23 protein-coding genes are annotated in these 22,801 nt (G+C 48.4%); 1 reads left to right on the top strand and 22 read right to left on the bottom strand.

Annotated elements, in window-relative coordinates:
• Window positions 1–29 precede the first annotated feature (29 nt).
• From acpP to NSQ37_RS13825, 10 genes are all read right to left on the bottom strand, one after another.
• Window positions 30–263 carry an acyl carrier protein gene (gene acpP, locus NSQ37_RS13870; protein ID WP_003154310.1) on the bottom strand — a complete coding sequence of 78 codons (234 nt, stop codon included), beginning with the start codon at window positions 261–263 and terminating at the stop codon, window positions 30–32.
• 84 nt (window positions 264–347) lie between these two features.
• Window positions 348–1,088 (bottom strand): 3-oxoacyl-[acyl-carrier-protein] reductase, encoded by a 741-nt coding sequence (fabG, locus tag NSQ37_RS13865; protein ID WP_003154312.1) that lies wholly within the window; start codon window positions 1,086–1,088, stop codon window positions 348–350.
• Window positions 1,081–2,034 carry an ACP S-malonyltransferase gene (gene fabD, locus NSQ37_RS13860; protein ID WP_100001435.1) on the bottom strand — a complete coding sequence of 318 codons (954 nt, stop codon included), beginning with the start codon at window positions 2,032–2,034 and terminating at the stop codon, window positions 1,081–1,083. Before fabD ends, fabG begins: the two co-directional genes overlap by 8 nt.
• Window positions 2,035–2,052: 18 nt before the next feature.
• Window positions 2,053–3,051 carry a phosphate acyltransferase PlsX gene (gene plsX / locus NSQ37_RS13855; protein WP_007409758.1) on the bottom strand — a complete coding sequence of 333 codons (999 nt, stop codon included), beginning with the start codon at window positions 3,049–3,051 and terminating at the stop codon, window positions 2,053–2,055.
• Between the two features lie 13 nt (window positions 3,052–3,064).
• The gene (fapR, locus tag NSQ37_RS13850) at window positions 3,065–3,631 is read right to left on the bottom strand and encodes a transcription factor FapR (protein ID WP_003154320.1); all 567 of its coding nucleotides are present in this window, start codon (window positions 3,629–3,631) and stop codon (window positions 3,065–3,067) included.
• Window positions 3,632–3,737: 106 nt separating this feature from the next.
• A complete protein-coding gene (gene recG / locus NSQ37_RS13845) occupies window positions 3,738–5,786 on the bottom strand; it encodes an ATP-dependent DNA helicase RecG (RefSeq protein ID WP_012117540.1) in 2,049 nt (682 codons plus the stop codon).
• Window positions 5,764–6,666 carry an L-serine ammonia-lyase, iron-sulfur-dependent, subunit alpha gene (gene sdaAA / locus NSQ37_RS13840; protein ID WP_012117539.1) on the bottom strand — a complete coding sequence of 301 codons (903 nt, stop codon included), beginning with the start codon at window positions 6,664–6,666 and terminating at the stop codon, window positions 5,764–5,766. Before sdaAA ends, recG begins: the two co-directional genes overlap by 23 nt.
• 20 nt (window positions 6,667–6,686) lie before the next feature.
• Window positions 6,687–7,349: an L-serine ammonia-lyase, iron-sulfur-dependent subunit beta gene (gene sdaAB, locus NSQ37_RS13835; RefSeq protein WP_003154325.1), complete on the bottom strand. Its 663-nt coding sequence runs from the start codon at window positions 7,347–7,349 to the stop codon at window positions 6,687–6,689.
• A gap of 142 nt (window positions 7,350–7,491) precedes the next feature.
• Window positions 7,492–9,159, bottom strand: coding sequence for a DAK2 domain-containing protein (locus NSQ37_RS13830; protein ID WP_022553356.1), 1,668 nt, complete (start codon window positions 9,157–9,159; stop codon window positions 7,492–7,494).
• A gap of 15 nt (window positions 9,160–9,174) precedes the next feature.
• Window positions 9,175–9,537, bottom strand: a complete 363-nt coding sequence (locus NSQ37_RS13825) for an Asp23/Gls24 family envelope stress response protein (protein WP_003154327.1) — start codon at window positions 9,535–9,537, stop codon at window positions 9,175–9,177.
• Window positions 9,538–9,795: 258 nt separating this feature from the next.
• On the opposite strand from NSQ37_RS13825, the gene rpmB reads away from it, so the two are divergent.
• Window positions 9,796–9,984: a 50S ribosomal protein L28 gene (gene rpmB, locus NSQ37_RS13820; RefSeq protein WP_003154328.1), complete on the top strand. Its 189-nt coding sequence runs from the start codon at window positions 9,796–9,798 to the stop codon at window positions 9,982–9,984.
• A 77-nt stretch (window positions 9,985–10,061) separates the two neighbouring features.
• On the opposite strand, the gene spoVM is transcribed toward rpmB, so the two are convergent.
• The 12 genes from spoVM to coaBC all read right to left on the bottom strand — a co-directional run bounded on the left by spoVM (window position 10,062) and on the right by coaBC (window position 22,721).
• A complete protein-coding gene (gene spoVM / locus NSQ37_RS13815; RefSeq protein ID WP_003154329.1) occupies window positions 10,062–10,142 on the bottom strand; it encodes a stage V sporulation protein SpoVM in 81 nt (26 codons plus the stop codon).
• 86 nt (window positions 10,143–10,228) lie between these two features.
• A complete protein-coding gene (locus tag NSQ37_RS13810) occupies window positions 10,229–10,873 on the bottom strand; it encodes a thiamine diphosphokinase (protein ID WP_100001433.1) in 645 nt (214 codons plus the stop codon).
• Between the two features lie 68 nt (window positions 10,874–10,941).
• The gene (rpe, locus tag NSQ37_RS13805) at window positions 10,942–11,592 is read right to left on the bottom strand and encodes a ribulose-phosphate 3-epimerase (RefSeq protein ID WP_100001431.1); all 651 of its coding nucleotides are present in this window, start codon (window positions 11,590–11,592) and stop codon (window positions 10,942–10,944) included.
• 1 nt (window position 11,593) lies between these two features.
• Window positions 11,594–12,484, bottom strand: coding sequence for a ribosome small subunit-dependent GTPase A (rsgA, locus tag NSQ37_RS13800; RefSeq protein WP_100001429.1), 891 nt, complete (start codon window positions 12,482–12,484; stop codon window positions 11,594–11,596).
• A gap of 14 nt (window positions 12,485–12,498) precedes the next feature.
• The gene (gene pknB, locus NSQ37_RS13795; RefSeq protein WP_341123948.1) at window positions 12,499–14,442 is read right to left on the bottom strand and encodes a Stk1 family PASTA domain-containing Ser/Thr kinase; all 1,944 of its coding nucleotides are present in this window, start codon (window positions 14,440–14,442) and stop codon (window positions 12,499–12,501) included.
• Window positions 14,436–15,197: a Stp1/IreP family PP2C-type Ser/Thr phosphatase gene (locus NSQ37_RS13790; RefSeq protein ID WP_007409750.1), complete on the bottom strand. Its 762-nt coding sequence runs from the start codon at window positions 15,195–15,197 to the stop codon at window positions 14,436–14,438. The genes pknB and NSQ37_RS13790 overlap by 7 nt, the downstream gene beginning before the upstream one ends.
• Before the next feature lie 5 nt (window positions 15,198–15,202).
• Window positions 15,203–16,294 carry a 23S rRNA (adenine(2503)-C(2))-methyltransferase RlmN gene (gene rlmN, locus NSQ37_RS13785; protein ID WP_003154339.1) on the bottom strand — a complete coding sequence of 364 codons (1,092 nt, stop codon included), beginning with the start codon at window positions 16,292–16,294 and terminating at the stop codon, window positions 15,203–15,205.
• Between the two features lie 3 nt (window positions 16,295–16,297).
• On the bottom strand, window positions 16,298–17,641 hold the full coding sequence (rsmB, locus tag NSQ37_RS13780) for a 16S rRNA (cytosine(967)-C(5))-methyltransferase RsmB (RefSeq protein WP_043021074.1): 1,344 nt from the start codon (window positions 17,639–17,641) through the stop codon (window positions 16,298–16,300).
• Window positions 17,628–18,581 (bottom strand): methionyl-tRNA formyltransferase, encoded by a 954-nt coding sequence (gene fmt / locus NSQ37_RS13775; RefSeq protein WP_012117531.1) that lies wholly within the window; start codon window positions 18,579–18,581, stop codon window positions 17,628–17,630. Before fmt ends, rsmB begins: the two co-directional genes overlap by 14 nt.
• A gap of 4 nt (window positions 18,582–18,585) precedes the next feature.
• The gene (def, locus tag NSQ37_RS13770) at window positions 18,586–19,068 is read right to left on the bottom strand and encodes a peptide deformylase (RefSeq protein ID WP_012117530.1); all 483 of its coding nucleotides are present in this window, start codon (window positions 19,066–19,068) and stop codon (window positions 18,586–18,588) included.
• Window positions 19,069–19,092: 24 nt separating this feature from the next.
• On the bottom strand, window positions 19,093–21,504 hold the full coding sequence (gene priA, locus NSQ37_RS13765) for a primosomal protein N' (RefSeq protein WP_039063083.1): 2,412 nt from the start codon (window positions 21,502–21,504) through the stop codon (window positions 19,093–19,095).
• Entirely contained in the window at window positions 21,501–22,721 is a 1,221-nt protein-coding gene (gene coaBC / locus NSQ37_RS13760) for a bifunctional phosphopantothenoylcysteine decarboxylase/phosphopantothenate--cysteine ligase CoaBC (RefSeq protein ID WP_100001421.1), read from the bottom strand. The genes priA and coaBC overlap by 4 nt, the downstream gene beginning before the upstream one ends.
• Between the last annotated feature and the right edge of the window lie 80 nt (window positions 22,722–22,801).

The raw sequence follows: 22,801 nt of genomic DNA, 5'->3' as shown, positions 1-22,801 counted from the left end.
CGCTGTCAGGCGGGACTTTTAGCATCAGCTTATTGCTGGTTTTGTATGTAGTTCACAGCGTCGCCGACTGTTGCAATCTTTTCAGCATCTTCGTCAGAAATCTCCATATCAAACTCGTCTTCAAGTTCCATAACAAGCTCAACTACATCTAGGGAATCAGCACCTAAGTCTTCCTTGAAAGAAGCTTCAAGTTTGACGTCAGCTTCATCAACGCCAAGGCGGTCTACGATGATTTTCGTTACACGCTCTAATGTATCTGCCATAGCAATTCACCTCCCCTCAAGTATTATAGAGGATTCGTTTTTAAAAAACTAGAGAAACTAGGATGAAATTTTAAAAACAAATCTTTACATCACCATTCCGCCGTCAATATGAAGGGTTTGGCCCGTCATATAACGCGATCCTTCAGAAGCAAGGAACGTAACAACGCTGCTGATATCGGAAGGATCACCGAAACGCGCGAGCGGAATCTGCTTCAGCATTTCATCTTGGACTTCTTTAGAAAGCTTGTCCGTCATATCTGTAGAAATAAAGCCCGGAGCAATGGCATTGACCGTAATATTTCGGCTCGCAAGCTCTTTGGCTGATGACTTCGTTAAGCCGATTACACCGGCTTTTGCCGCCACATAGTTCGCCTGGCCGGGGTTTCCGCTGACGCCGACGATTGATGATACGTTGATAATCCGGCCGGAGCGCTGTTTCATCATCTGTCTTGTCACGGCTTTCGTGCAGTTGAATACACCTTTCAGGTTAATGTTAATGACATCATCCCATTCATTTTCTTTCATTCTCATCAGAAGATTGTCTTTTGTGATCCCCGCATTGTTCACGAGAATGTCGATTGAAGAAAATGCAGCGACAGCCTCTTTCATCATGTTTTGTACTTCTTCGGAATTTGATACATCGGCTTTTACCGCGATCGCGTTTCGGCCCAAAGATTTGATTTCATCTACGACTTCGTTCGCTTTCGCTTCATTCCCGGAGTAGTTGACTACTACGTTACAGCCGTTTTTCGCAAGATCAAGCGCGATCGCCCGCCCGATTCCGCGGGACGCTCCCGTTACCACTGCTGTTTTTTCATTAAGCATCCTGATTCTCCTCCTTCAGCGTTTGAATCGCCAGTTCGATGGTTTCATGGTCAGAAACCGCGATTGTTTTAAGGCGGCGGTTCACTTTTTTCACAAGGCCTGAAAGCACTTTTCCTGGCCCGATTTCAACAAACGTCGTGACGCCTTCGTCAATCAGTTTGTTAATGGTTTCTTCAAAGCGAACAGGTGAGTACAGCTGTTCGATCAGTTTTTTCTTGATATCGTCTTTTTCTGTCATAACGTCAGCCGAAACGTTTGAAATCACGGGAACAGCCGCATTTTTTAACTCACAGGCGCTGAGCACCTCCTCGAGTTTTTGCGCTGCCGGCTTCATTAATTCAGAATGGAACGGTCCGCTTACTTCTAATGGGATTGCCCGTTTTGCTCCGTTGTTTTTCGCTTCCTCTGAAGCCAGCTCCACACCTTTTGCCGTTCCGGAAATTACGATCTGGCCGGGGCAGTTCAAGTTTGCAAGCTGTACGAGATGACCGTTTTCCGTCACTTGATCCGTCACCTTTTTCAAGGACTCCGCATCCATTCCGAGAATAGCTGCCATGGCGCCTTCTCCGGCCGGCACGGCTTCATTCATGAATTCTCCCCGTTTTCTTACCGTGTGAACGGCATCTTTAAATGTCATCGCTCCCGCCGCAACAAGCGCCGAATATTCTCCGAGGCTGTGTCCGGCGGTGAAATCAGGGGTGATGCCGAATTCTTTAAACTTTTCCAATACGGCAATGCTCGTTGTCAACAGCGCGGGCTGCGCATTGTATGTAAGGGTTAATTCTTCGGCGTCGCCTTCAAAAATGAGCGAGCTCAGCTTTGTTTCAAGCGTTTCATCCGCTTCATCAAAAATACGTTTTGACGCTTCTTCGCGTTCGTACAGGTCTTTTCCCATACCGATATATTGTGATCCCTGTCCGGGAAATAAAAATGCAATCTTACTCATGATGCGGTAACCTCCAGACTACTCATCTGTTTTTTCTTCTTTTACTTCTTCTTCTATAAATGCGGCCACGTTTTGGCTGACCATTTCTCTCGCCTGGCGCAGCGCATGGTAAACAGCGCGTGCGTCAGAAGAGCCGTGCGCTTTAACGACGGGCGCTTTCAAACCGAAAAGACTCGCCCCGCCGTACTCAGAATAGTCCATTTTCAGTTTCATTTCCATCAGCTTCGGCTTCAGCACTCCAGCTGCGAGCTTAGAAACAAAACTTGAAGTCAGTGTATCTTTCAGCATTTTGAAAATCGATAACGCTGAACCTTCCAATGTTTTCAACGTGACGTTGCCCGTAAAGCCGTCTGTGACGATGACGTCAGCAGCTCCTTCGAGCAAGTCTCTCGCCTCAACGTTTCCGACAAAATTCACGTTTGTTTCTTTTAATAGTTCAAACGTCTTTTTTGTCAGGTCGTTTCCTTTCTTTTCTTCCGTGCCGACATTTAACAATCCGACGCGGGGCGAGCTGATTCCGAGAACCTGCCGGGCATATACAGATCCCATAATTCCGTACTGGACGAGATGCTCCGGTTTGGCATCTACATTGGCTCCCACGTCCAAAAGAAGGAAACCGTCGCCTGAAACGGTCGGAAGCGTCGGGGCAAGCGCAGGCCGGTCGATTCCTTTAATTCTGCCGACGATAAACAGTCCCGCTGTCATGAGTGCGCCCGTATTCCCCGCTGAGATGCAGGCGTCCGCTCTGTTTTCAGCCACTTCCTGCGCCATCAGCACCATAGAAGAGTTTTTCTTTCTGCGTACGGCGCGGACCGGTTCATCCGTCGGTTCAATCACTTCATCGGCGTGCAACACAGTGATGCGGTCTGATGTTGTTGGCAAGTGTGATTCTATCGTTGTCTTGTCACCGACCAGCGTAATATGAAGATCGTCAAATGCCTCAATACTCTTCATTACTCCGTCAATAACAGCTTTGGGTGCGTTGTCGCCCCCCATTGCATCTACAGCTATTCTCATGCATGCTCCACCTTTATGATTGTTTTGAACGGTACATGTCAAAGCTGCCGGAGAACACGACTTCTTCTCCCACATAGCTGTTGACTTCAACTACCGTTCTGCCTTTTTCTTTTTCGACTGCCGTCACTTTGGCTTTCGCAACGACGCGCTCGCCTTCTTTCACCTGTCTTGTAAAGCGGATATTTGCGCTTGCGGTCAGCGCCAGCTCATCATCAATGACGGCTACGGCGAGTGAGTTCGCCTGCGCAAACAAATGATGACCCCGCGCAATTTGATTGCGGCTGAAGACATGTTCGCGTCTTACTTCTAATATGGAAATGGCCTGGCCGTCAAGCTCCAGATCAATAATTTCACCGATCACTTCGTCTAAAGACAGTGATTTCACTTCATCATCAAGCGTTTGTTCTGCCACGTTTTTAATTCTTTCCCTCAGCTCCGGTATTGAGAGCTCTAAGCGGTCTAAACGGATCGTCTGAATGCTGACGCCGAATTTCCCCGCTAATTCTTCATCTGTGATGAAGGGTGTCGATTTGATCGTCTGCTGCAATAATTTTTGGCGTTCTTTCTTGCTTCTTCTCATCTGTAAACACCATCCGGACAATTAAGACTAGGTACTAATAGTAGTATATAATCTCATAGTTTGGAATGCAATGATTGTTTTTTGAAAGCCGCCGAATTTTGCAGAATCAGCTTAATTTCTCCCCTTCCAGGACGCCGCTTGAAAGTAATTGACCGCGCAGCATGCGGTATTCGTCATCTTTCCAAAACGCCTCTGAAGACACCAGATTGGCCGCATCCTGGCGGGCCGTTTCCAAAGCTCTGTAGTCATGAACCATATCCGCCACCTTGAACTCGGGCATACCGCTCTGTTTTTTTCCGAAGAAATCACCGGGGCCGCGCAGTTCAAGGTCCTTTTCAGACAGCTCGAAGCCGTCGTTTGTCTCCGACATGATTCTCATCCGTTCCTTCCCGGTTTCGGATTTCGGATCTGCCATCAAGATGCAGAAAGATTGGTGGTCTCCCCGCCCGACCCGGCCGCGGAGCTGATGGAGCTGAGATAATCCGAAACGGTCGGCGTCATAGATGACCATAATCGTCGCATTCGGCACGTTCACCCCGACTTCTACGACGGTTGTTGACACAAGTACCTGACATTGATTGGCGCTGAATTCTCTCATCACCTGATCTTTTTCATCAGAATGGAGCTTCCCGTGCATCAGGCCGACATTCCATTTACCGCGGTAAACGTCAGACAGCATGTTATATACGTCAATCGCATTCTGTACATCCAGTTTATCCGACTCTTCAATGAGCGGGCAGATAACATAGGCTTGCCTTCCCTGCTTCAGCTCTTTTTCTATAAAAGCCAAAATCCGCTCCAGCATGTCGTGTTTTACCCAATACGTTTCGATTTGTTTTCGCCCCGCGGGCATTTCATCTATCACGGAAACATCCATTTCTCCGAAGACGGTAATGGCCAGCGTTCTCGGAATCGGGGTGGCTGTCATAAACAGCACATCCGGATCCTGACCTTTATTCTTGAGTTTTTTGCGCTGTTCGACCCCGAACCGGTGCTGCTCGTCCGTAATAACAAGGCTCAGCGCTTTGAATTCCACTTCATCCTGGATTAAAGCATGGGTCCCTACTAAAATATCAATCTCTCCGAGAGCAAGCCGCTCCAAAAGCTCCCTGCGCCGCTTTCCTTTGACAGAACTCGTCAAAAGCGCGATATTTACATCTTCATTTGCAAACAACGATACGAGAGAATCTGCATGCTGTTCGGCCAAAATTTCAGTCGGCACCATTAATGCCCCCTGATACCCCGACAAAATCGCAGCGTACAAAGCGATGGCGGCGACGGCCGTTTTCCCTGATCCGACATCACCTTGCAGCAGACGGTTCATTCGGTAAGGGGATGTCATATCAGCGGTAATTTCCCGAAGCACACGCGTCTGTGCGGTCGTGAGCGAAAACGGCAGGCTGTCTGTGAAAGCGGCGAGTTTTTCAGCCGGAAACACATGGCTGATGCCTTTTGACTGTTCCCTTTCCGCTTTACGGAACGCCTGCATTTTCAGCTGAAATAATAAGAATTCCTCGTAAACAAACCGGCGTCTTGCCTGCTGTAACGATTCCCTCGTTTCAGGCTGATGCATCGTCTGCAGGGCATGTTTGTAATCAGGCAGCTTGTAGCGGATTCTCAATTTTTCAGGAAGCGGATCGGCCGCACTGTCCAAATGATGCTGCAGCGCTTCCTTAATAAACCGTCTCATCATTTTTACGGTGACGTTTTCTTTAACAGAATAAACAGGCTCAATGCTTTTATCTTCTTGATGAGGACCGTTTTTTAATTCCTGCACGGAAACGGTCTGTCTGTGTTTATCCCATTTCCCTGATATCGTGACGACAGAACCTAACGTCAGTTTCTTTTTTAAGTAGGGACGGTTAAAGCAGACCGCGGTAATTAAATAATTGCCGACAAGCACTCTGAATGTCAGCCTGTTTCGTTTTTTGCCGTAATAGGTAAGAGAAGGTTCTGAATGAACCTTCCCTTCTACCGTCACTCTTTCTTCATGTTTTACTTCTTCTAAATCCCTCAGCTCATAGTCGTCATAACGGTAAGGGAAATAATTCAGAAGATCAGAAATGTCATAGATACCAAGTTCGTGCAATGTTTTTTCTGTTTCCGGCCCAATGCCCTTAATTTCCGCTATACTAGTTTGCTGATGGTGTGTCACTTGATTTCAGCGCTCCTCCGAAAATTTTTTTCTCTAATTCTCTTCCCGTCGGTGTCGCGGCTAAACCGCCTTGTCCCGTTTCACGCAGTGCTGTCGGCATTGTCTGGCCGATTTTGTACATCGCGTCAATCACCTCATCGCAAGGAATGCGGCTTGTAATCCCGGCCAGCGCCATATCCGCCGCGATCATTGCGTTGGATGCTCCCATTGCGTTTCGTTTGACACACGGCACTTCTACCAATCCGGCGACCGGGTCACATACGAGACCGAGCATATTTTTCAGTGTAATCGCCATTGCTTCCGCTGATTGCTGAGGCGTTCCGCCCGCCATTTCCACAATCGCAGCCGCTGCCATGCCTGATGCTGACCCGACTTCCGCCTGACAGCCTCCTGCCGCTCCTGAAATACTCGCATTATTTGCTACGACAAAACCGAACGCGCCGGCTGTAAACAGAAAACGGATCATTTGTTCTGTCGTAGGGTGCAGCTTATGCTTTACGGCGAATAACGTTCCCGGCACGACCCCGGCAGAGCCGGCAGTCGGTGTAGCGCAGATCGTTCCCATCGCCGCATTGACTTCATTTGTCGCCACAGCTTTAGAAACGGCGTCTAAAATCAGATTGCCCGACAGGCTTCTTCCAGATTGGATGTATGCCTGAAGTTTCACGGCATCTCCGCCTGTTAAACCGGTCTGACTCGTGACGCCCTTCAGCCCTTTTTCAACAGCTGCTTCCATGACGGAGAGATTGCGCTCCATTCCTTGAAAGATTTCTTCCCGCGTTTTTTGCGTCACTTCCATCTCTTGGGTGATCATCACTTCCGAAATCGGAATTTGTTTTTCTTGAGTGATTTCTATTAATTCTTTTACATTACGAAACATGTCATTTTCCTCCTGACTTTTTAGTCAGCTATCTTAGTAACCTGTATAATATTAGGAAGTGTTGAAAGCTCGTCAAGCACTTCTTCTTCAATATTCTGATCGACCTCAATCGTCATCAGCGCAAGCTGGCCGACGTCCTTACGCGCCACTTCCATATGTCCGACGTTGATGGAGAATTTCGCAAGCACATTGGCAACGCCTGCAATCGTGCCGAATTTATCATTGTGAACGACTAAAATAGCCGGATGGTTTCCGGACAAACGCAGCTCAAAGCCGTTGAGCTCCGTGATTTCTATTTTTCCGCCGCCGATGGAAATACCGGTAAGGGCAAGCTCTCCCTCATCATCAGAAATGACGATGCGCGCTGTATTCGGATGAACGGGCACGGCATCCTCTGTACGGAACTCTACATATATGCCCTTCTCTTCCGCAATTTGAATCGCTGTTTTAATCCGCTCATCAAATGTATCAAAATCAAGCAGGCCGCCGATAATCGCGACATCAGTGCCGTGACCCTTATACGTCTCCGCAAATGATCCGTAAAAAGACACAACGATCCGGCGGGGCTCCCGCCTGAATAAGCTTCTGGCCACTCTGCCGATCCGGGCGGCGCCTGCGGTATGTGAACTGGACGGACCGATCATTACCGGGCCGATAATATCAAAAACGCTTCTATACTTCATGCTGGTTTGCTCCTCCTTAACATCACTTCATTCAGCGCTTTTCTTTAGACTAATTGAACATTTCTCAATTGGCAAGCAGGCACACTGCCGCACTGCCGCAGGTAAATAAAGGCATAAGAATAGAAGGGCCTGATAAGCCCTTCTATTCTGCCGCAAATATATATGGATACAGAGGCTGTCTGCCGTTATGGATTTCAACCTCGATATCTTCACAGACGCTTGCAATATACTCAGCGAGTTTCTCAGCTTCTTCTTCGGGCGCGTCCTCTCCGTACAAAATGGTGACGATTTCATCTTCTTCCCCGATCATTTCATCCAGCAGCAATTTCGCCGCACTTATCCGATCTTCGGCGCTGCCGATAATTGAACTGTTTAAAATGCCGATAAAATCACCTTTTTTAATATCTTTGCCGTCGATATGGGTGTCTCTGACTGAATATGTCACCTGTCCGCTTTTCACATTCCGGATGGCCTCAAGCATATTAGCTTCATTTACGTCAGCCGGCTGGTCAGGGTTAAACGCAAGCAGGGCAGTCATGCCTTGAGGGACCGTTTTTGCCGGAATGACAATGACATTTTCTTCAGCCACGCTCGCCGCCTGATTGGCAGCCATCACAATATTGGAATTGTTCGGAAGAATGAAAACCGTCTCCGCATTGACAGACTGAACGGCTTCAACAATATCTTCCGTGCTCGGATTCATTGTCTGGCCGCCTTCGATTACGTGTGAAGCGCCGATGCTCGTAAACAATTCAGAAATGCCCTCTCCCATTGCCACAGTCACGATGCCAAAAGGCTTGCGGGCTTCTTTCATAACGCCGGCCGGCTTTTTTTCATCATGTTCTTGGCTGATGATTGAAGTATGCTGTTCCCTCATGTTTTCAATTTTAATTTTAATCAAATCGCCGTAACGCTGTGCGAGATTGAGTACGTTCCCTGGTTCTTCGGCATGAATATGAACTTTCGCAAGCGTATCATCAGCCACGACCAGCAATGAATCGCCGAAACGGCTCAGTTCGTTTCTGAACGTCTCTTCCTTGAACGTCCGTTTATCTTGATCCAGCCTCACCATCACTTCCGTACAAAATCCGAATTCAATGTCTTCTGTACTCAGCATGCTCTGCGCGCTTTTATGATGCTCGGCATTCACCATATCATCGAGTGCCGGAAGAACCGCTTTTTTCGGTACGGCCTCTCCTTTTAAAGCAGCCAAAAAGCCTTCATATACACAAAGCAGACCTTTTCCGCCGCTGTCAACGACACCGACGTCCTTTAAAACAGGAAGCAGATCCGGCGTGCGGTTCAGCGACGCTTCCGCTTCTTCAATAACGGCCTCCATGACCGAAATAATATCGGTTTCTTCTTTGGCCGAGGCGACCGCTTTTTTAGCCGCATCCTTGGCCACGGTTAAAATCGTTCCTTCAACCGGTTTCATGACCGCCTTATATGCCATATCCACTCCCGCTTGGAGTGCTGCGGCAAATTCTTGGGCGTCTATTTGGTTTTTGTTTTCAATGCTCTTTGTGAAACCTCTGAACAATTGGGACAAGATCACCCCTGAGTTTCCTCTCGCCCCCATAAGCAGGCCTTTTGACAGGGCGATGCCGACTTTGCCGATGTCGGGTGAGTCAATGTGCTCTACCTCTCTTGCACCGGATGACATCGATAAATTCATATTTGTTCCGGTATCGCCGTCAGGCACGGGAAACACGTTCAGCGCATCCACCGCGGACGCGTTTTGAGACAATGTCTCAGCCCCCGCCAGAATCATTGCCGCAAAAGCTCTCCCATCTAAGTTTCGTCTAGACAATACTCATCCTCCTCACTACGGGTTCGTTACTCGTACGCCTTGGACATAAATATTTACAGAATCAACTGCAAGTCCGATTGTTTGATTTACTGTGTATTTTACCTTCGTCTGAACATTGTGGGCTACTTCGGATATTTTAGTGCCGTAGCTGACAATAATGTACATGTCGATATGTATTTGTTCGGCTTCCTGACGGACATGTACGCCTTTTGCGAAGTTCTCTCTCCGGAGGATTTCAGACAAACCGTCTTTAATCTGGTTTTTTGAGGCCATCCCCACTATTCCGTAACAGTCAATGGCAGCGCCTCCGGCAACCATTGCGATGACTTCGTTGGATATATCAATCTGTCCGTATTTTGTCTTCATTTCAATGGACACACAGGTTCCTCCTTCAGATGCATAGAGTTATCATTATTCTACTATATGTATCCCATTATGAAAAGAAAAGATACAGACAGCGGCCTTCAGCGCGGAAATGTGATTGGTTTTACATGTCAAGTGATTTTTCTTGAAAGTAAGGGAAACAATAGTTGCAAACGGTTTTTAGCTGTGGTAAATTATTTAAAGTATTGTATAACGAAAGCATCTGAGACACTATGTTTGAAAAGATGTTTCGCGCAGTTAGGAGGGAAACAAATGGCACGTAAATGTTTTATTACAGGTAAAAAAACAAAAGCCGGAAACAACCGTTCTCACGCAATGAACGCTTCTAAGCGTACTTGGGGCGCCAACCTTCAAAAGGTCCGCATCCTTGTTGACGGCAAACCTAAAAAAGTGTATGTATCTGCCCGGGCTTTAAAATCCGGTAAAGTTGAGCGTGTATAAGCAAAAATGAACGCCTGCCCTTTTATGCGGCAGGCGTTTTTTATGCGTTCAAAGAGGGCAATTTCAGCTTCTTGGGCTTACTCTTTTCTAAATGAGCCCAGCATCGCCCGGACAATTCCTCCTAAAAACTTCGGCAATTTAATGGTATAAAATTTCATTTTGTCCCCTCCTATAAGTCCCGTATCCGCTGCGTTCATCACTTTAGGATTCATGGTTTTTTCCGCATATGGCAGAAGCCGCTTTTCTAATCCGCGCTCCTTACCATTATTAATATGCCTTTTGCAAACGAAAAAGTACCTCGTGAATGAATGAGTTCGTTACTAATACATAGTGTGGAACCCAGAGGAATATGACAATTATCAAGGGGATATTTAAAACCGTCGAGTGTCAGGCCGTCTGCCGCTTCCGTAAACGGAATGAAAGAAATATAGCGTCTGCGCGCTTTTTCTTCAATTGTATAACGGCCGGGCCCGAACATCTGAATGTCATTCTGCCGGTCGATCAGCACGACATCGGTATTCTTATGTAAGGCTTTATACAGCAGCTGGATGTTCCCTAAAAAGTGATCGGCTCTTCCGCCCGTCACACCGAATATCCGAATGGTTTCCGGTTCTTTTTGTAAAGCCCAGTCAAGGGCGAGTTCAAGATCGGTATAATCTTTTTCCGCCTGATACACATGGAGGGCCGGCGCCGCTTTTTGAATCTGCATGAGCTCCTCTTCCGTAATGCTGTCAAAATCACCGAAAGCTTCCTGCGGAATGATTCCGGCTTCCAAAAGAGCAACCGTCCCTTTATCGACTCCGACCCACGTCGTATCTCCGTCAGTGTATTCGGATAGATCGGGAATAAGCTCCCGCGGGCCGCCCGCAACGATATTGATTGTCTTCATATGTTTTCCTCTCTCTTAGACGCGAAAAGAGCCGGCGGCTTTCACCGGGCTCTTTTTCAGCATGTTTATTACGCGTTTCGGATGTCAGCAATGGCTTTTTTCCGATCCGGCTGATTATATACGGCAGACCCGGCAACAAGCAGATTGGCGCCCGCTTCAGTGCATAAAGGGGCTGTTTCTTTATTAACGCCTCCGTCCACTTCGATTAAAAGCTCAGACAGGCCTTTCTCCTCAGCCAGCTGTTTGACCTGACGGATTTTCGGCAGAACCGAATGAATGAAGCGCTGTCCGCCAAAACCGGGGTTAACCGTCATTAACAGCACAAGGTCAAGCTCCTCGATCACATGTTCAATCGTTTGGACGGGCGTATGCGGATTGAGCACAACTCCCGCTTTTACTCCCTGCTCTTTTATCAATTGAATGGTCCGGTGAAGATGCGGACACGCTTCAGCATGAACGGAAAGGATGTCCGCACCGGCTTTTGCGAATGCCGGGATGTAGCGGTCCGGGTTTTCAATCATAAGATGGACATCCAGCGGCAGATCAGTCACCGGACGGACGGCTTCAACGATAAGCGGCCCGATTGTAATGTTAGGGACGAAATGGCCATCCATGACATCAATATGGATATAGTCCGCCCCTCCTTTTTCCACGTCTTTAATTTCCTCGCCCAGTGAAGCAAAATCGGCGGAAAGAATTGATGGCGCAACCTTAATCATATTAATACCTCGGCTTTCTCTCTTTTATTTCCTGCATAAATTCTTTGTAATGCTCATAGCGGTACGGCTGAATCTCTCCTTCTTCCACCGCTTGCTTTACCGCGCATTTCGGCTCTTTAAGATGCAGACAGCCTCTGAATTTGCAAGAGGCGCTTATTTCTCTGATCTCAGGGAACGTGCTGCCCAGCTCTTCTTCCTCAATGCCGGTAAATTCAAGCGAACTGAATCCCGGAGTATCCGCCACCAGACCGCCTGATGTATGAATGAGCTCCACATGGCGCGTCGTATGTTTTCCGCGTCCCAAATGCGTGGAAATCTCGTTTGTTTTCAGCTCAAGCTCCGGGCTGATCGCATTTAAAAGCGAAGATTTTCCGACTCCGGACTGACCGGCAAACACCGTTGTTTTGTTCTCGAAGTGTTTCACAATGCCTGTTAAGCCGCTGTTTTCTTTTGATGACGTCACATATACGTCATAACCGATCGCCTGATAGTCTTTCACGTAAGAAAGTATCGCCTCTTTCGATTCCCCGTCTGCAGCTAAGTCCATTTTGGTTATGCAGATGATCGGGTGAATGCCGTTGACTTCCACAAGGACGAGAAAACGGTCCAATAAAGACGTGCTGAACGCCGGCTGAACGGCAGAAAAGACAAGAACGGCCTGATCGACATTTGAAATCGGCGGCCTGATCAGCTCGTTTGTTCGTTCTTTGATTTCCAGCAGGTAGCCTTCTTTATCATTTTCAGCCTGATAAACGGCATAATCGCCGACCAGGGGCGTTATTTTATTTTTTCTGAAAATGCCCCGGCCCCTGCATTGAATGATCTTGTCCTGTGATTCATCCAAGACATAATAGAATCCGCTTAACGCTTTTATAATTTTGCCCTCAGGCATAGGGTCCCTCCTTGTCAGTCATTATCTTTCGGGTATTCAATCGTTTTGTAGCTGACGACTTTATGATCGACCATCACTTGATAATACCCCTTCTGTCCCTGATCAATCTTCAGTTCGATTGTTTTTTCAGTCGGCTCTTTTATTTTAAATGAGTCATACGTATCAGAGATGCTGTGGTCCTTATCATCGATGGCGATTTGCACTTCAAGCTCGTCCCCTTCATGTTCGGGTTCGTAAGGAATGCTGATTTTTTCTTTTACCGTTTTCGCCGGTTTTTCTTCAGGTCCGAGCGAGAACGTCACTTCAACATTACTTCCCGGCTTAACCGCAGTGCCGGCTGCCGGCTCTTGCTTCATGACTTGTCCTTCCGGCACGTCATCTGAATGGGCTTGTTTTTCAACAAGCTGCAGGCCGTTATCTTCAAGATACCCTGAAGCCGCTTCTTTGCTGTAAGTCTTTAAGTCCCTCAGCGTAACGTCCGCCGGGCCGAGGCTGACCGTTAGATTGACTTCATCGTCGCTTGCGACCATGTCGGTGCCGGCTGACGGGTTCTGATCAATTACGGTGCCGGCCTCGCTGTCATCGTTCTCTTCTTTGACATTGACATGTTTGAAGCCTTTTTCCTTCAGCGCTTTTTTTGCGTCGCCGATCTGCCGCCCTTTCACGTCGATCAGCTGGGTTTTCGGTTTTCCGATGCTTTTGTACAGTTTTACAGAAGAGCCTTCTTTAACGGTAGACCCCGCTTTTGGGTCCGTTTTGACCATTAATTCCTCTTCTATTTTTTCATCTTCAATATCCGTTATATCAGGATCCGCCCGGAGCCCGTTCTTTTCAAGCAGGGCTTCCGCTTTTTCGTACTTCATGCCCCGTACGTCGGGGACGCTTACATCTTTAGGCATAAACAAAGACGGGAACACGGTGACCGCAAGAACAGCCGCCATAATGAAAATGAAACAGACGGCCAGCAAAACCCACGGCCATTTCCGTTTTTTCTTTTTGGCGGGCTGCTGTTCCTTATCATCCGTCTCCCCCGGCGTTTCCGCCTGAGGTGCGGCTTTTGCGCCGTCAGTAATAACGGGAATGGCTTTTGTCATTTCCTCATCATCCTGCACGGAAAATTTTTGTTCATTCAGCCTGCCGGCGTCAAAAGCCGTTCTGATGTCCGCTTCCATGTCCTCGGCGCTTTCATAGCGGTGAAACGGGTCTTTAGCGGTTGCCTTTAAAATAATGTTTTCGACGCTCTGCGGAATGGAAGGGTTCCACTTTCTGGCGGAAGGCGTTTCTGTTTGCAGATGCTTTAGCGCTATGCTGACGGCTGATTCTCCGTCAAAAGGGATTTTACCTGTTAAAAGCTCAAACAGCACGATGCCGAGCGCGTAAATATCTGATTTTTTCGTTGCCAGACCGCCTCTCGCCTGCTCCGGAGACAAATAATGAACCGAGCCCAGCACAGAATTCGTATGTGTGATTGTCGTAGACGTAAGCGCTGTGGCGATGCCGAAATCCGTCACCTTGATATGCCCTAAATGATCTATCAATATATTGTGCGGTTTAATATCCCGGTGCACGATATGGTTTTGATGGGCATGGGCGATGGCCGAGACGATCTGCTCCATAACGGACAGCGCTTCTTTCGGATGAAGCGGTCCGTGTGCTTTTATGTATTCCTTTAATGTCATGCCTTCCACATATTCCATGACAATGTAATAAATATCGCCTTCCTCCCCGATATCGTAAATACTGACGATATTCGGATGATCGAGGCTTGATGCCGACTGTGCTTCTCTTCTGAAACGCCTGATAAAATCAATGTCATTCACAAAGTCAAACCGCAGAATTTTAATTGCGACTTCACGTTCGAGAATGATGTCCTCAGCTAAAAAAACGTTTGCCATTCCGCCGCCGCCAATGGGCCGAAGGATATGATAACGCCCGCTGATCCGCTTGCCGGTTAGCACTTGTCTTCACCCTCTTTTGCATCTGCGGAAAACTCAATCAACACAGCCGTGATGTTATCTTCGCCGCCGTTTTGATTCGCTTTGCTGATGAGAAGGTCTACTTTTTCCTGAGGATCAGATTCGGCTTGAAGCATTTGTTTGATCTCGTGATCTTCTATTTTATTTGACAGTCCGTCAGAGCATAAAAGCAGCTGATCGCCGTCAGACAGTTCAAAAGAACGGGCGTCGGGACTGATGGTTTCATCTGTCCCCAGCGCTCTCGTCAATACATTTTTCCGCGGATGGTGCTCGGCGTCCTCTTTCGAAATTTCCCCCGTCTTGACCAGCTCATTCACAAGCGAATGGTCTTCAGTCAGCTGAGTGAATTCCCCCTCTTGAAGCAGGTAGCACCGGCTGTCACCGATATGAGCCACAGTGACAAACTTCCCGGTGAATAAGGCGCAAACAACAGTGGTGCCCATTCCCCGGCATTCTTCATTCGCTTTAGCGTGGTCATGTACTTTGACATTCGCCTCATGAATCCGGTCTTTCAGCCAATCCTCGCAAGCAGACGGCAGAGAAGGAACCGTTTCGGTCCGGTTCCACTGCTCTTCCATCGCCGCAACCGCCATCCTGCTCGCTACATCTCCGGCAAGATGACCGCCCATGCCGTCGGCGACAACCGCAAGCACCGCGTCTTCTTTTGTGAAAATGCCCGCCGCATCTTCATTATGCCGGCGGACTTTACCTGTATCTGTTTTCAAGGCTGTAATCAACCTCTTCACCTCGTCTCGTCTTGACGCTCCTTCGCGCGAAGCTGACCGCAGGCCGCGTCAATGTCATGGCCTTGCTCTCTTCTGATCGTGACATTTACACCGCGGGATTTTAACGTTTTTTCGAATGCGAAAATCTGATCTCTCGGTGTGCGGACGTAATCCCGTTCAGGCACATAGTTTACCGGAATTAAATTGACATGGCATTTCACGTCTTTTAACAGTTCTGCAAGCTCTTCTGCATGTTCGACCTGATCATTTACGCCACCGAACAGCCCGTATTCAAAGCTGATCCGTCTGCCTGTTTTCTCGATGTAATATTTGACGGCCTCCATAAGGTCAGGAAGCTTATAGGCTTTGTTAATCGGCATCAGACGGCTTCTGATTTCCGTATTCGGAGCATGCAGAGAAATCGCGAAATTGATCTGCATTTTTTGATCGGCGAAATCGTAAATCTTCGGAATGATTCCGCTGGTGGAAACTGTGATATGACGCGCTCCGATGTTCAGCCCTTTATCGTGGTTAATGATTTTTAAGAAAGCGAGCATTTCATTGAAATTATCAAACGGCTCTCCGATTCCCATGATGACGACTGAGCTGACGCGTTCATCCGTTTCATCAAGCGCCTTTTGCACTTTCACGACTTGAGCGACGATTTCTCCCGCTTCAAGATTCCGTTTCAGTCCGCCGAGCGTTGACGCGCAAAATGTGCAGCCGATCCGGCAGCCGACCTGTGTCGTTACACATACAGAATTACCATACTCGTGTCTCATTAAAACCGTTTCGATCGTATAACCGTCATGAAGCTCAAATAAAAATTTCATCGTGCCGTCTTGAGATGTCTGTTTTACAGCCGTTTTCAGCGTTGTCAGCACAAAATTGCTCTCGAGTTTTTCACGCAGGCTTTTTGAGAGGTTTGTCATTTCATCAAATGAAGAAACCCGCTTCTCATAAAGCCATTCAAAAATCTGTGCTGCGCGGAACGGCTTTTCGCCATTCTCGGTCAGCCATTGTTTGATTTCATCTAATTCAAAAGAGTAAATGGACGGCTGCTCAGTCCGCAGCTCTTTCCGTACGCTTGTCTTTTTTAATTGTGTCATTTTTTATCCCTTCTTTCTCATGCTGCTAATAAAGAAACCGTCTGTTCCGAAATAATGCGGAAGAATTTGAAGGCTTCCATCCTGAACAAAGGGTCTCGCCTTTTCAGGCAGCCGCTTTTCAAGAGACAAATCGGGTTCAAACTCAGGGTGTTCTTGTATAAACGCATGCATAACTTCTTCATTTTCTGTCCGGTCCATTGTACACGTACTGTATACGAGTGTGCCACCTTTTTTTACTAATGGGGCGATTTCCCTTAAAATGCCGAGCTGGATTTCTGACAGCCGTCTGCTGTCCTCCGGCGTCTTCGTATATTTCATATCGGGTTTTCTTCTGATGACGCCGAAACCTGAGCAAGGGGCATCAACGAGAACACGGTCAAACCGTTCTGCGCCAAAGGCCTCTCCCGCTTTTCGCGCATCCATCGTTTGCGCGTCGATGATCGTAAGCCCGAGCCGTTCTGCGCCCTCTTTAATCAGCTTCACTTTATGGCGGTGAAGATCAAGCGATGTGAGGCTCCCCTCGTTCTCCATCAGTTCCGCAATGTGAGCCGACTTTCCGCCCGGTGCGGCGCATGCGTCTAAAACGGTTTCGCCCGGCTTCGGGTCCAGCGCCCGCGCGACAAGCATTGAGCTTTCATCCTGTATGGATACCCGGCCGTTTTGGAAAAATGCCGTGTTCGCGATGCTTCCTTTTAAAAGCTTAATCGCATCAGGAGAAAGGTCTCCGGCTTCAGCTTCAAGACCGGCATTCTCCATCTCATTCAGCACCGTTTCCCTGTCGCTCTTTATGTGATTGACACGGAGCGTCTGCTTCGGCGGAATGAGATGAATCCGGCAGATCTTTTCAGCTGCCTCAAAGCCGTACGCCTCGACCCACTCTTTTACGAGCCACTCGGGATGGCTTGTCTCTGTGGAAAGACGGAGAACCGGGTCTTCAATTTCAGCGAATGACGGCGCCCCTTCACGCTGCAGGGAGCGGAGGATGCCGTTGACAAAGGACGCAATGCCCTTATGCCCGCGTTTTTTGGCGATCTCAACCGCTTCATGAATGGCGGCGCGATCCGGTATTTTTTCTAAATACTCCATTTGATACGCGGACAGACGAAGCAGCTGAATCACCCATGGCTTCACTTTATTCGGCTTGCGGATAAAAGGCTTCAGCATGTAGTCTAAGGCGATTTTATTTTGCAGTGTTCCGTAGACAAGCTCTGTCAGCAGTCCTCTGTCCTGATCGCTGAGCGTGTTCGTTTTGATAACCGATGTAAGAAGCAGGTTGCTGTATGCCTGATTTTGCTCAAGCTTCTCAAGCGCTTCAAGGGCGAGCTCCCGGACATTAATTTTCTTCATTTGCTTCTCCTAACACGTCACCGGGCTGCACATTTTTGCCTCTTACAAAATCTTCGCCCTTCATCCGTTTTTTTCCCGCCGGCTGCAGCTCTGTGATTAAAAGGGCGGTGCTGTTTCCTGATGCGACGACAATGCCGTTTTGCTCCGTGCGGATGACTGTTCCGGGCGCAGCTTCAGTTTTTGCCGCAACTTTTTCAGAAGCCCATACTTTCATATTTTGACCGTTCAAAGTTGTATAGGCGACAGGCCAAGGGTTTAAACCTCTGATCTGGTTGTAGATCTCTTCTCCGGGCTTTGCCCAATCAATCCGCTCCTGCTCACGCTTAATGTTAGGCGCGTAAGTCGCTTTTGATTCGTCCTGTTTGATCGGTTTAATATTTCCGGAAATGACGTTCGGGACGGTCTCTGACAAAAGCTTTGCCCCCGCTATGCTTAATTTGTCGTGAAGCGTGCCGACGTTATCCGTTTCATCAATTTCCACTTCGATTTTCGAAATCATATCGCCCGCATCAAGCTTTTCAACCATATACATGATTGTCACGCCCGTTTTCTTCTTGCCTTGGAGAATCGAATAATGTATCGGCGCTCCGCCTCTTAATTCAGGCAATAGTGACGCGTGTACGTTGATACAGCCGTATTTCGGGCCGTCCAGCAGCTGCTTGGGCAGGATCTGTCCGAATGCCGCCGTAACAATCAGGTCCGGCTTCAGGCTGAGCACTTTTTCTATTTCTTCTTCGAGCCTTACTTTTTCGGGCTGAAGCACGGGAATGCCGTGACGTTCAGCTTCAGCCTTAACAGGAGGGGGCGTCATGATTTTTTTTCTGCCTTTCGGGCGGTCAGGCTGCGTAACGACACCAACCACTTCATACCCGTCTTCAATAAGCGTGCGCAGGACGGGAACTGAAAAATCGGGCGTTCCCATAAAAACGATCCTTGTCATCCAATCATCCTTCCATTTCTGCCAGTTCTTCTTCAGTGTAGTAAGCCGTAATTTTTGATGTGAATAAAATGCCGTCTAAATGATCCATTTCATGCTGAACGGCTCTGGCCAAAAAACCCTCCGCTTCTAAAATAAACGGTTTTCCTTTACGGTCATAGGCTTTTACCTTTACGTAATCCGGGCGGGTGACATCCCCGTAAACCCCGGGAAAGCTTAAGCAGCCCTCGACTCCGGTCTGTTCACCGCTCTTTTCAAGAATAACCGGATTTACAAGGTCGATCCGGCCGCTTTCTTCACCGATGTCCACGACGGCCGCTCTTTTTAAAATGCCGATTTGCGGCGCGGCGAGGCCGACGCCATCCATTTCGAGCATCGTATCGTACATATCGTCAAGCAATTTTTTTAATTTTTTATCAAACACTGTCACTTCATCAGCGGGTGTTTCCAGAACCTCCGCCGGGTGTGTGACGATTTTTTTCACAGCCAAAATTTTGCCCTCCAAAAACTAATGTTACATTAGCATGTACGGATTCATATCGATTGAAATCATGACATGCTTTTGCGCAATGTCGCGTTTATAGTGCTCCAGTATCTTTTTCAACTGAATCTGCAACTCGTTTTCCTGTCTGTATTTTATCACGCATTGATAGCGATATCTATCTTTGATCCTGGCGATCGGGGAAGCCGCCGGCCCGAGAATTTTCGTATCAGGCCCGCATCCCGCTCTTAAATAGTTTGTAATCTTTTCTGCGGTGACCGCGGCTTTTGCCGCTTCTTCATGAGAAACGGTCACCAGCGCCACGTAATAATAAGGCGGGTATGACTGGGCCCGTCTGTGCGCCATTTCCTGCTGAAAAAAAGTTTCATAGTCGTGCGTTTTCGTCAGCTGAATGCTGTAATGAGACGGTGTATACGTTTGAATGACCACCGTTCCCGGCTTTTCATGCCGCCCGGCCCGGCCGCTTACCTGCGTCAGCAGCTGGAATGTCTTCTCCGCGGCCCTGAAATCAGGGATGTGAAGCGTCGTATCTGCGCTTAATACTCCGACGAGCGTCACGTTCGGAAAATCAAGCCCTTTTGCGATCATTTGCGTACCGAGCAGGATATCCGCCTTCCCTTCACCGAACGCTGACAACAGTTTTTCATGGGCGCCTTTTCTTGAAGTGGTGTCCACATCCATCCTGATCACGCGCGCCTGAGGCAGCACTTTGGTAAGCTCCTCCTCCACACGCTGCGTTCCCGTGCCGAAAAAGCGGATATGTTCGCTGCCGCATTCCGGGCATGTTCCCGGGACAGGTTCCTCATGGCCGCAGTAATGGCATTTCAGCCTTTGTCCGTAGCGGTGATAAGTCATCGAAATGTCGCAATGCGGACATTGCGGCACATAACCGCAGTCCCGGCACATCACAAACGAGGAATACCCCCGTTTATTCAGAAAAAGGACGGCCTGCTCTTTTTTTGCAAGCTTCTCTTCCAGCTGTTCCATCAGTTCTCTTGAAAACATTGATCTGTTGCCGTTTCTCAGTTCTTCTCTCATATCAACGAGAGAAACGTCAGGCATGAGCTGGCGATTTACGCGATGTTTTAATGGAAGCAGCTCATAAACGCCTTTTTTCGCCCGCGCAAATGACTCCAATGTCGGCGTGGCGCTCCCGAGGACGACCGGACAGCTGTGATGCTCGGCCCGGCGGATGGCTACGTCCTTTGCATGATACCGCGGCATTTCCTCCTGCTTATAGGAAGATTCGTGCTCTTCATCAATAATGATCATGCCGAGATTTTCAAACGGGGCAAAGATGGCCGATCTGGCTCCGACGACAAGCCGGACTTCCTTGCGCTGAATCTTCCGCCATTCATCGTATTTTTCACCTGTGGATAATCCGCTGTGCATGACCGCAACCTGTGAGCCGAAACGGCCTTTAAAACGGTTGACCATTTGCGGTGTCAACGAGATTTCCGGAACGAGCACGATGGCTTCTTGTCCTTTTGCCAGCACTTTTTCAATGGATTGCAGGTAAATTTCCGTTTTGCCGCTTCCTGTGACGCCGTGAAGCAGAAAGACATGATGGACATGATCGGCTACAGCTTGTTTAATCGGCTCAAAAGCGGCCTGCTGCTCTTCTGTAAGAGAGAGCGGCTCTGTTTTTTTGAACATTCTGTCCTGATAAGGATCGCGGTAAACCTCCTCAAAGCTTTCCGTAAGAAGCCCCTTTTTAAGAAGCGTTTTCAGCGTCGCGGAACTGGAATCGGTCTTTTTGCAAAGCTCGGCCGCGGAAATCTTTGCTCCCCCGCCGATAAAATAAGTAAGCACGGCGAGCTGTTTAGAAGCCTGCTTTGTCAATGAATCTGCGTGCCGGGCGAGTTCTTCTTTGTCCGCCCCCGCTTCGATCATGCGGATCATTTTTTTATTCGTTTTTTGGGCGACTTTATATGTGACATCAATGCTTCCTTTGCGCACGAATTTTTGAAGTGACGAAAGAATGCTTTCATCGGTAATATCCGAGTACAGAAGACTTTTTTGATTCCTGAAAAGCTGTTTGATGTCCGGTGTCAGCGCTTCTTCGTCAACGACTTTCAGCTCTTTCTCGTACTTCGCCTTCAGTGCGGCGGGCAGCATTGCCTGAAGCGCCGTGATTTTAAACGACAGCGTTTTGTCAGAAAGCCATGAAGACAGCTGCATCAGTTCCTCAGTCAGAACGGGCGTCAAATCAAGAAGCTTCTCGACTTCCTTCATTGAGCCGCCGTTTAATTCAGACGAATCTTTCAAACCGGTCACAAATCCTTGAAGCTTGCGCGGGCCAAACGGGACAATCACCCGCATGCCGACTTCGATCATCCCTTTTAAATGATCGGGAATTTTGTAATCAAAGGGTCTGTCAATGTTTTTGGAGCTGACATCGACAATGACTTCTGCTACATTCATACGGGTTTTCGGTCCTCGGCTTTCAAAGCGGTCATTTCCTTCAGCATTTCAAAGGAAACGTCAAGTTTAGACATAAGCGCAAGCTCCCGTTTTCTTCCGTCCCGGAAATAGAAGGTGACGACATTCGTATCCGTGCCAAATCCGGCCCCTTCTGCTTTCACATCATTCGCAACGATCATATCAAGGTTTTTCTGTTCGAGTTTTCTGCGCGCATAGCGTTCGACGTCTTGCGTTTCAGCCGCAAAACCGACCAGCAGCTGGTGTGTTTTCCGTTCGCCGAGTTCTTTCAGTATGTCTGCCGTACGGTTGAATTCGATCACGAGCGAACCGTCTTTCTTCTTCATTTTGTGATCAGAAACAGCCGCCGGCGTAAAATCGGCCACGGCCGCCGTCTTAATCACCATGTCGCATGAATCAAACACAGAAAGCACGGCTTCTCTCATATCGGCTGCCGATTGCACAGGAAGAAACTGATACAGCCCGACTGGCGGCTCTATTGACACCGGGCCTGAAATCAGCGTCACCCGCGCCCCGAGACGGACAGCGGCTTCAGCAGCGGCGTAGCCCATTTTGCCGGTGGATTTATTTGTGAAGAAGCGGACAGGGTCCACGGCTTCGCGCGTCGGACCGGCTGTAATGACAATATGTTTTCCTTTCAGCGGCGCATCGTTTTCAGGCTCCTTAAAATGCTCTCTGACACGCTCAACAATAAGCTCCGGCTCCTCCAGCCTTCCTTTGCCGACATATCCGCATGCCAAATAGCCTTCACTCGGTTCGATAAAGCGGACCCCGTCCTGATAAAGCACAGAGATGTTCCGTTTCACCGCCGGATGATCATACATATGGACATTCATCGCAGGCGCCACCCAGACCGGGGCCTCAGCCGCCAGCACCGTCGTTGTGAGCATATCGTCAGCAATTCCGTTGGCAAGCTTGCCGATGATATTTGCCGTAGCGGGCGCGACAATAATTAAATCCGCCCAGTCAGCGGCATCAATATGAGAAATCACCTTCGGATTTTGTTCATTAAATGTATCTGTATATACTTCATTCCGGCTCAGCGCCTGAAATGTCAGCGGAGAAACAAACTCACGCGCGGACTCAGTCATAATCACTTTGACGTTTGCGCCGGCCTGAACCAGCTTGCTCGTGAGTGCGGAAGCTTTATAAACGGCAATTCCTCCGCTTACGCATAGCAAAATGTTTCGGTTTTTCATGAAGTCTTCTCCCCTTTATGAAAGCATTGGACAAATCCCAAACGGAAAAAAATAACAACCTATGTAGAGATAGGTTGCTA

Origin of the sequence: Bacillus sp. FSL P4-0334, from assembly GCF_038004825.1 — a bacterium.
GTDB lineage: Bacteria > Bacillota > Bacilli > Bacillales > Bacillaceae > Bacillus > Bacillus velezensis.
The sequence above is the reverse complement of the archived record's forward strand: the minus strand, read 5'-3'. Positions and strand labels throughout refer to the sequence as shown.

Excerpts from the sequence above, each read along its gene's own strand:
- fmt (WP_012117531.1), bottom strand. The coding sequence starts at position 18,581 with ATGACAAGGATCGTTTTTATGGGAACGCCCGATTTTTCAGTTCCCGTC.
- rpmB (WP_003154328.1), top strand. The coding sequence starts at position 9,796 with ATGGCACGTAAATGTTTTATTACAGGTAAAAAAACAAAAGCCGGAAAC.
- rsmB (WP_043021074.1), bottom strand. The coding sequence starts at position 17,641 with ATGAAGAAAATTAATGTCCGGGAGCTCGCCCTTGAAGCGCTTGAGAAG.
- coaBC (WP_100001421.1), bottom strand. The coding sequence starts at position 22,721 with ATGAAAAACCGAAACATTTTGCTATGCGTAAGCGGAGGAATTGCCGTT.
- rpe (WP_100001431.1), bottom strand. The coding sequence starts at position 11,592 with ATGATTAAGGTTGCGCCATCAATTCTTTCCGCCGATTTTGCTTCACTG.
- fabD (WP_100001435.1), bottom strand. The coding sequence starts at position 2,034 with ATGAGTAAGATTGCATTTTTATTTCCCGGACAGGGATCACAATATATC.
- sdaAA (WP_012117539.1), bottom strand. The coding sequence starts at position 6,666 with ATGTTTCGTAATGTAAAAGAATTAATAGAAATCACTCAAGAAAAACAA.
- NSQ37_RS13810 (WP_100001433.1), bottom strand. The coding sequence starts at position 10,873 with ATGAAGACAATCAATATCGTTGCGGGCGGCCCGCGGGAGCTTATTCCC.
- priA (WP_039063083.1), bottom strand. The coding sequence starts at position 21,504 with ATGAATGTAGCAGAAGTCATTGTCGATGTCAGCTCCAAAAACATTGAC.
- fabG (WP_003154312.1), bottom strand. The coding sequence starts at position 1,088 with ATGCTTAATGAAAAAACAGCAGTGGTAACGGGAGCGTCCCGCGGAATC.
- fapR (WP_003154320.1), bottom strand. The coding sequence starts at position 3,631 with ATGAGAAGAAGCAAGAAAGAACGCCAAAAATTATTGCAGCAGACGATC.
- spoVM (WP_003154329.1), bottom strand. The coding sequence starts at position 10,142 with ATGAAATTTTATACCATTAAATTGCCGAAGTTTTTAGGAGGAATTGTC.
- plsX (WP_007409758.1), bottom strand. The coding sequence starts at position 3,051 with ATGAGAATAGCTGTAGATGCAATGGGGGGCGACAACGCACCCAAAGCT.
- rsgA (WP_100001429.1), bottom strand. The coding sequence starts at position 12,484 with ATGCCTGAGGGCAAAATTATAAAAGCGTTAAGCGGATTCTATTATGTC.
- sdaAB (WP_003154325.1), bottom strand. The coding sequence starts at position 7,349 with ATGAAGTATAGAAGCGTTTTTGATATTATCGGCCCGGTAATGATCGGT.
- acpP (WP_003154310.1), bottom strand. The coding sequence starts at position 263 with ATGGCAGATACATTAGAGCGTGTAACGAAAATCATCGTAGACCGCCTT.
- rlmN (WP_003154339.1), bottom strand. The coding sequence starts at position 16,294 with ATGACACAATTAAAAAAGACAAGCGTACGGAAAGAGCTGCGGACTGAG.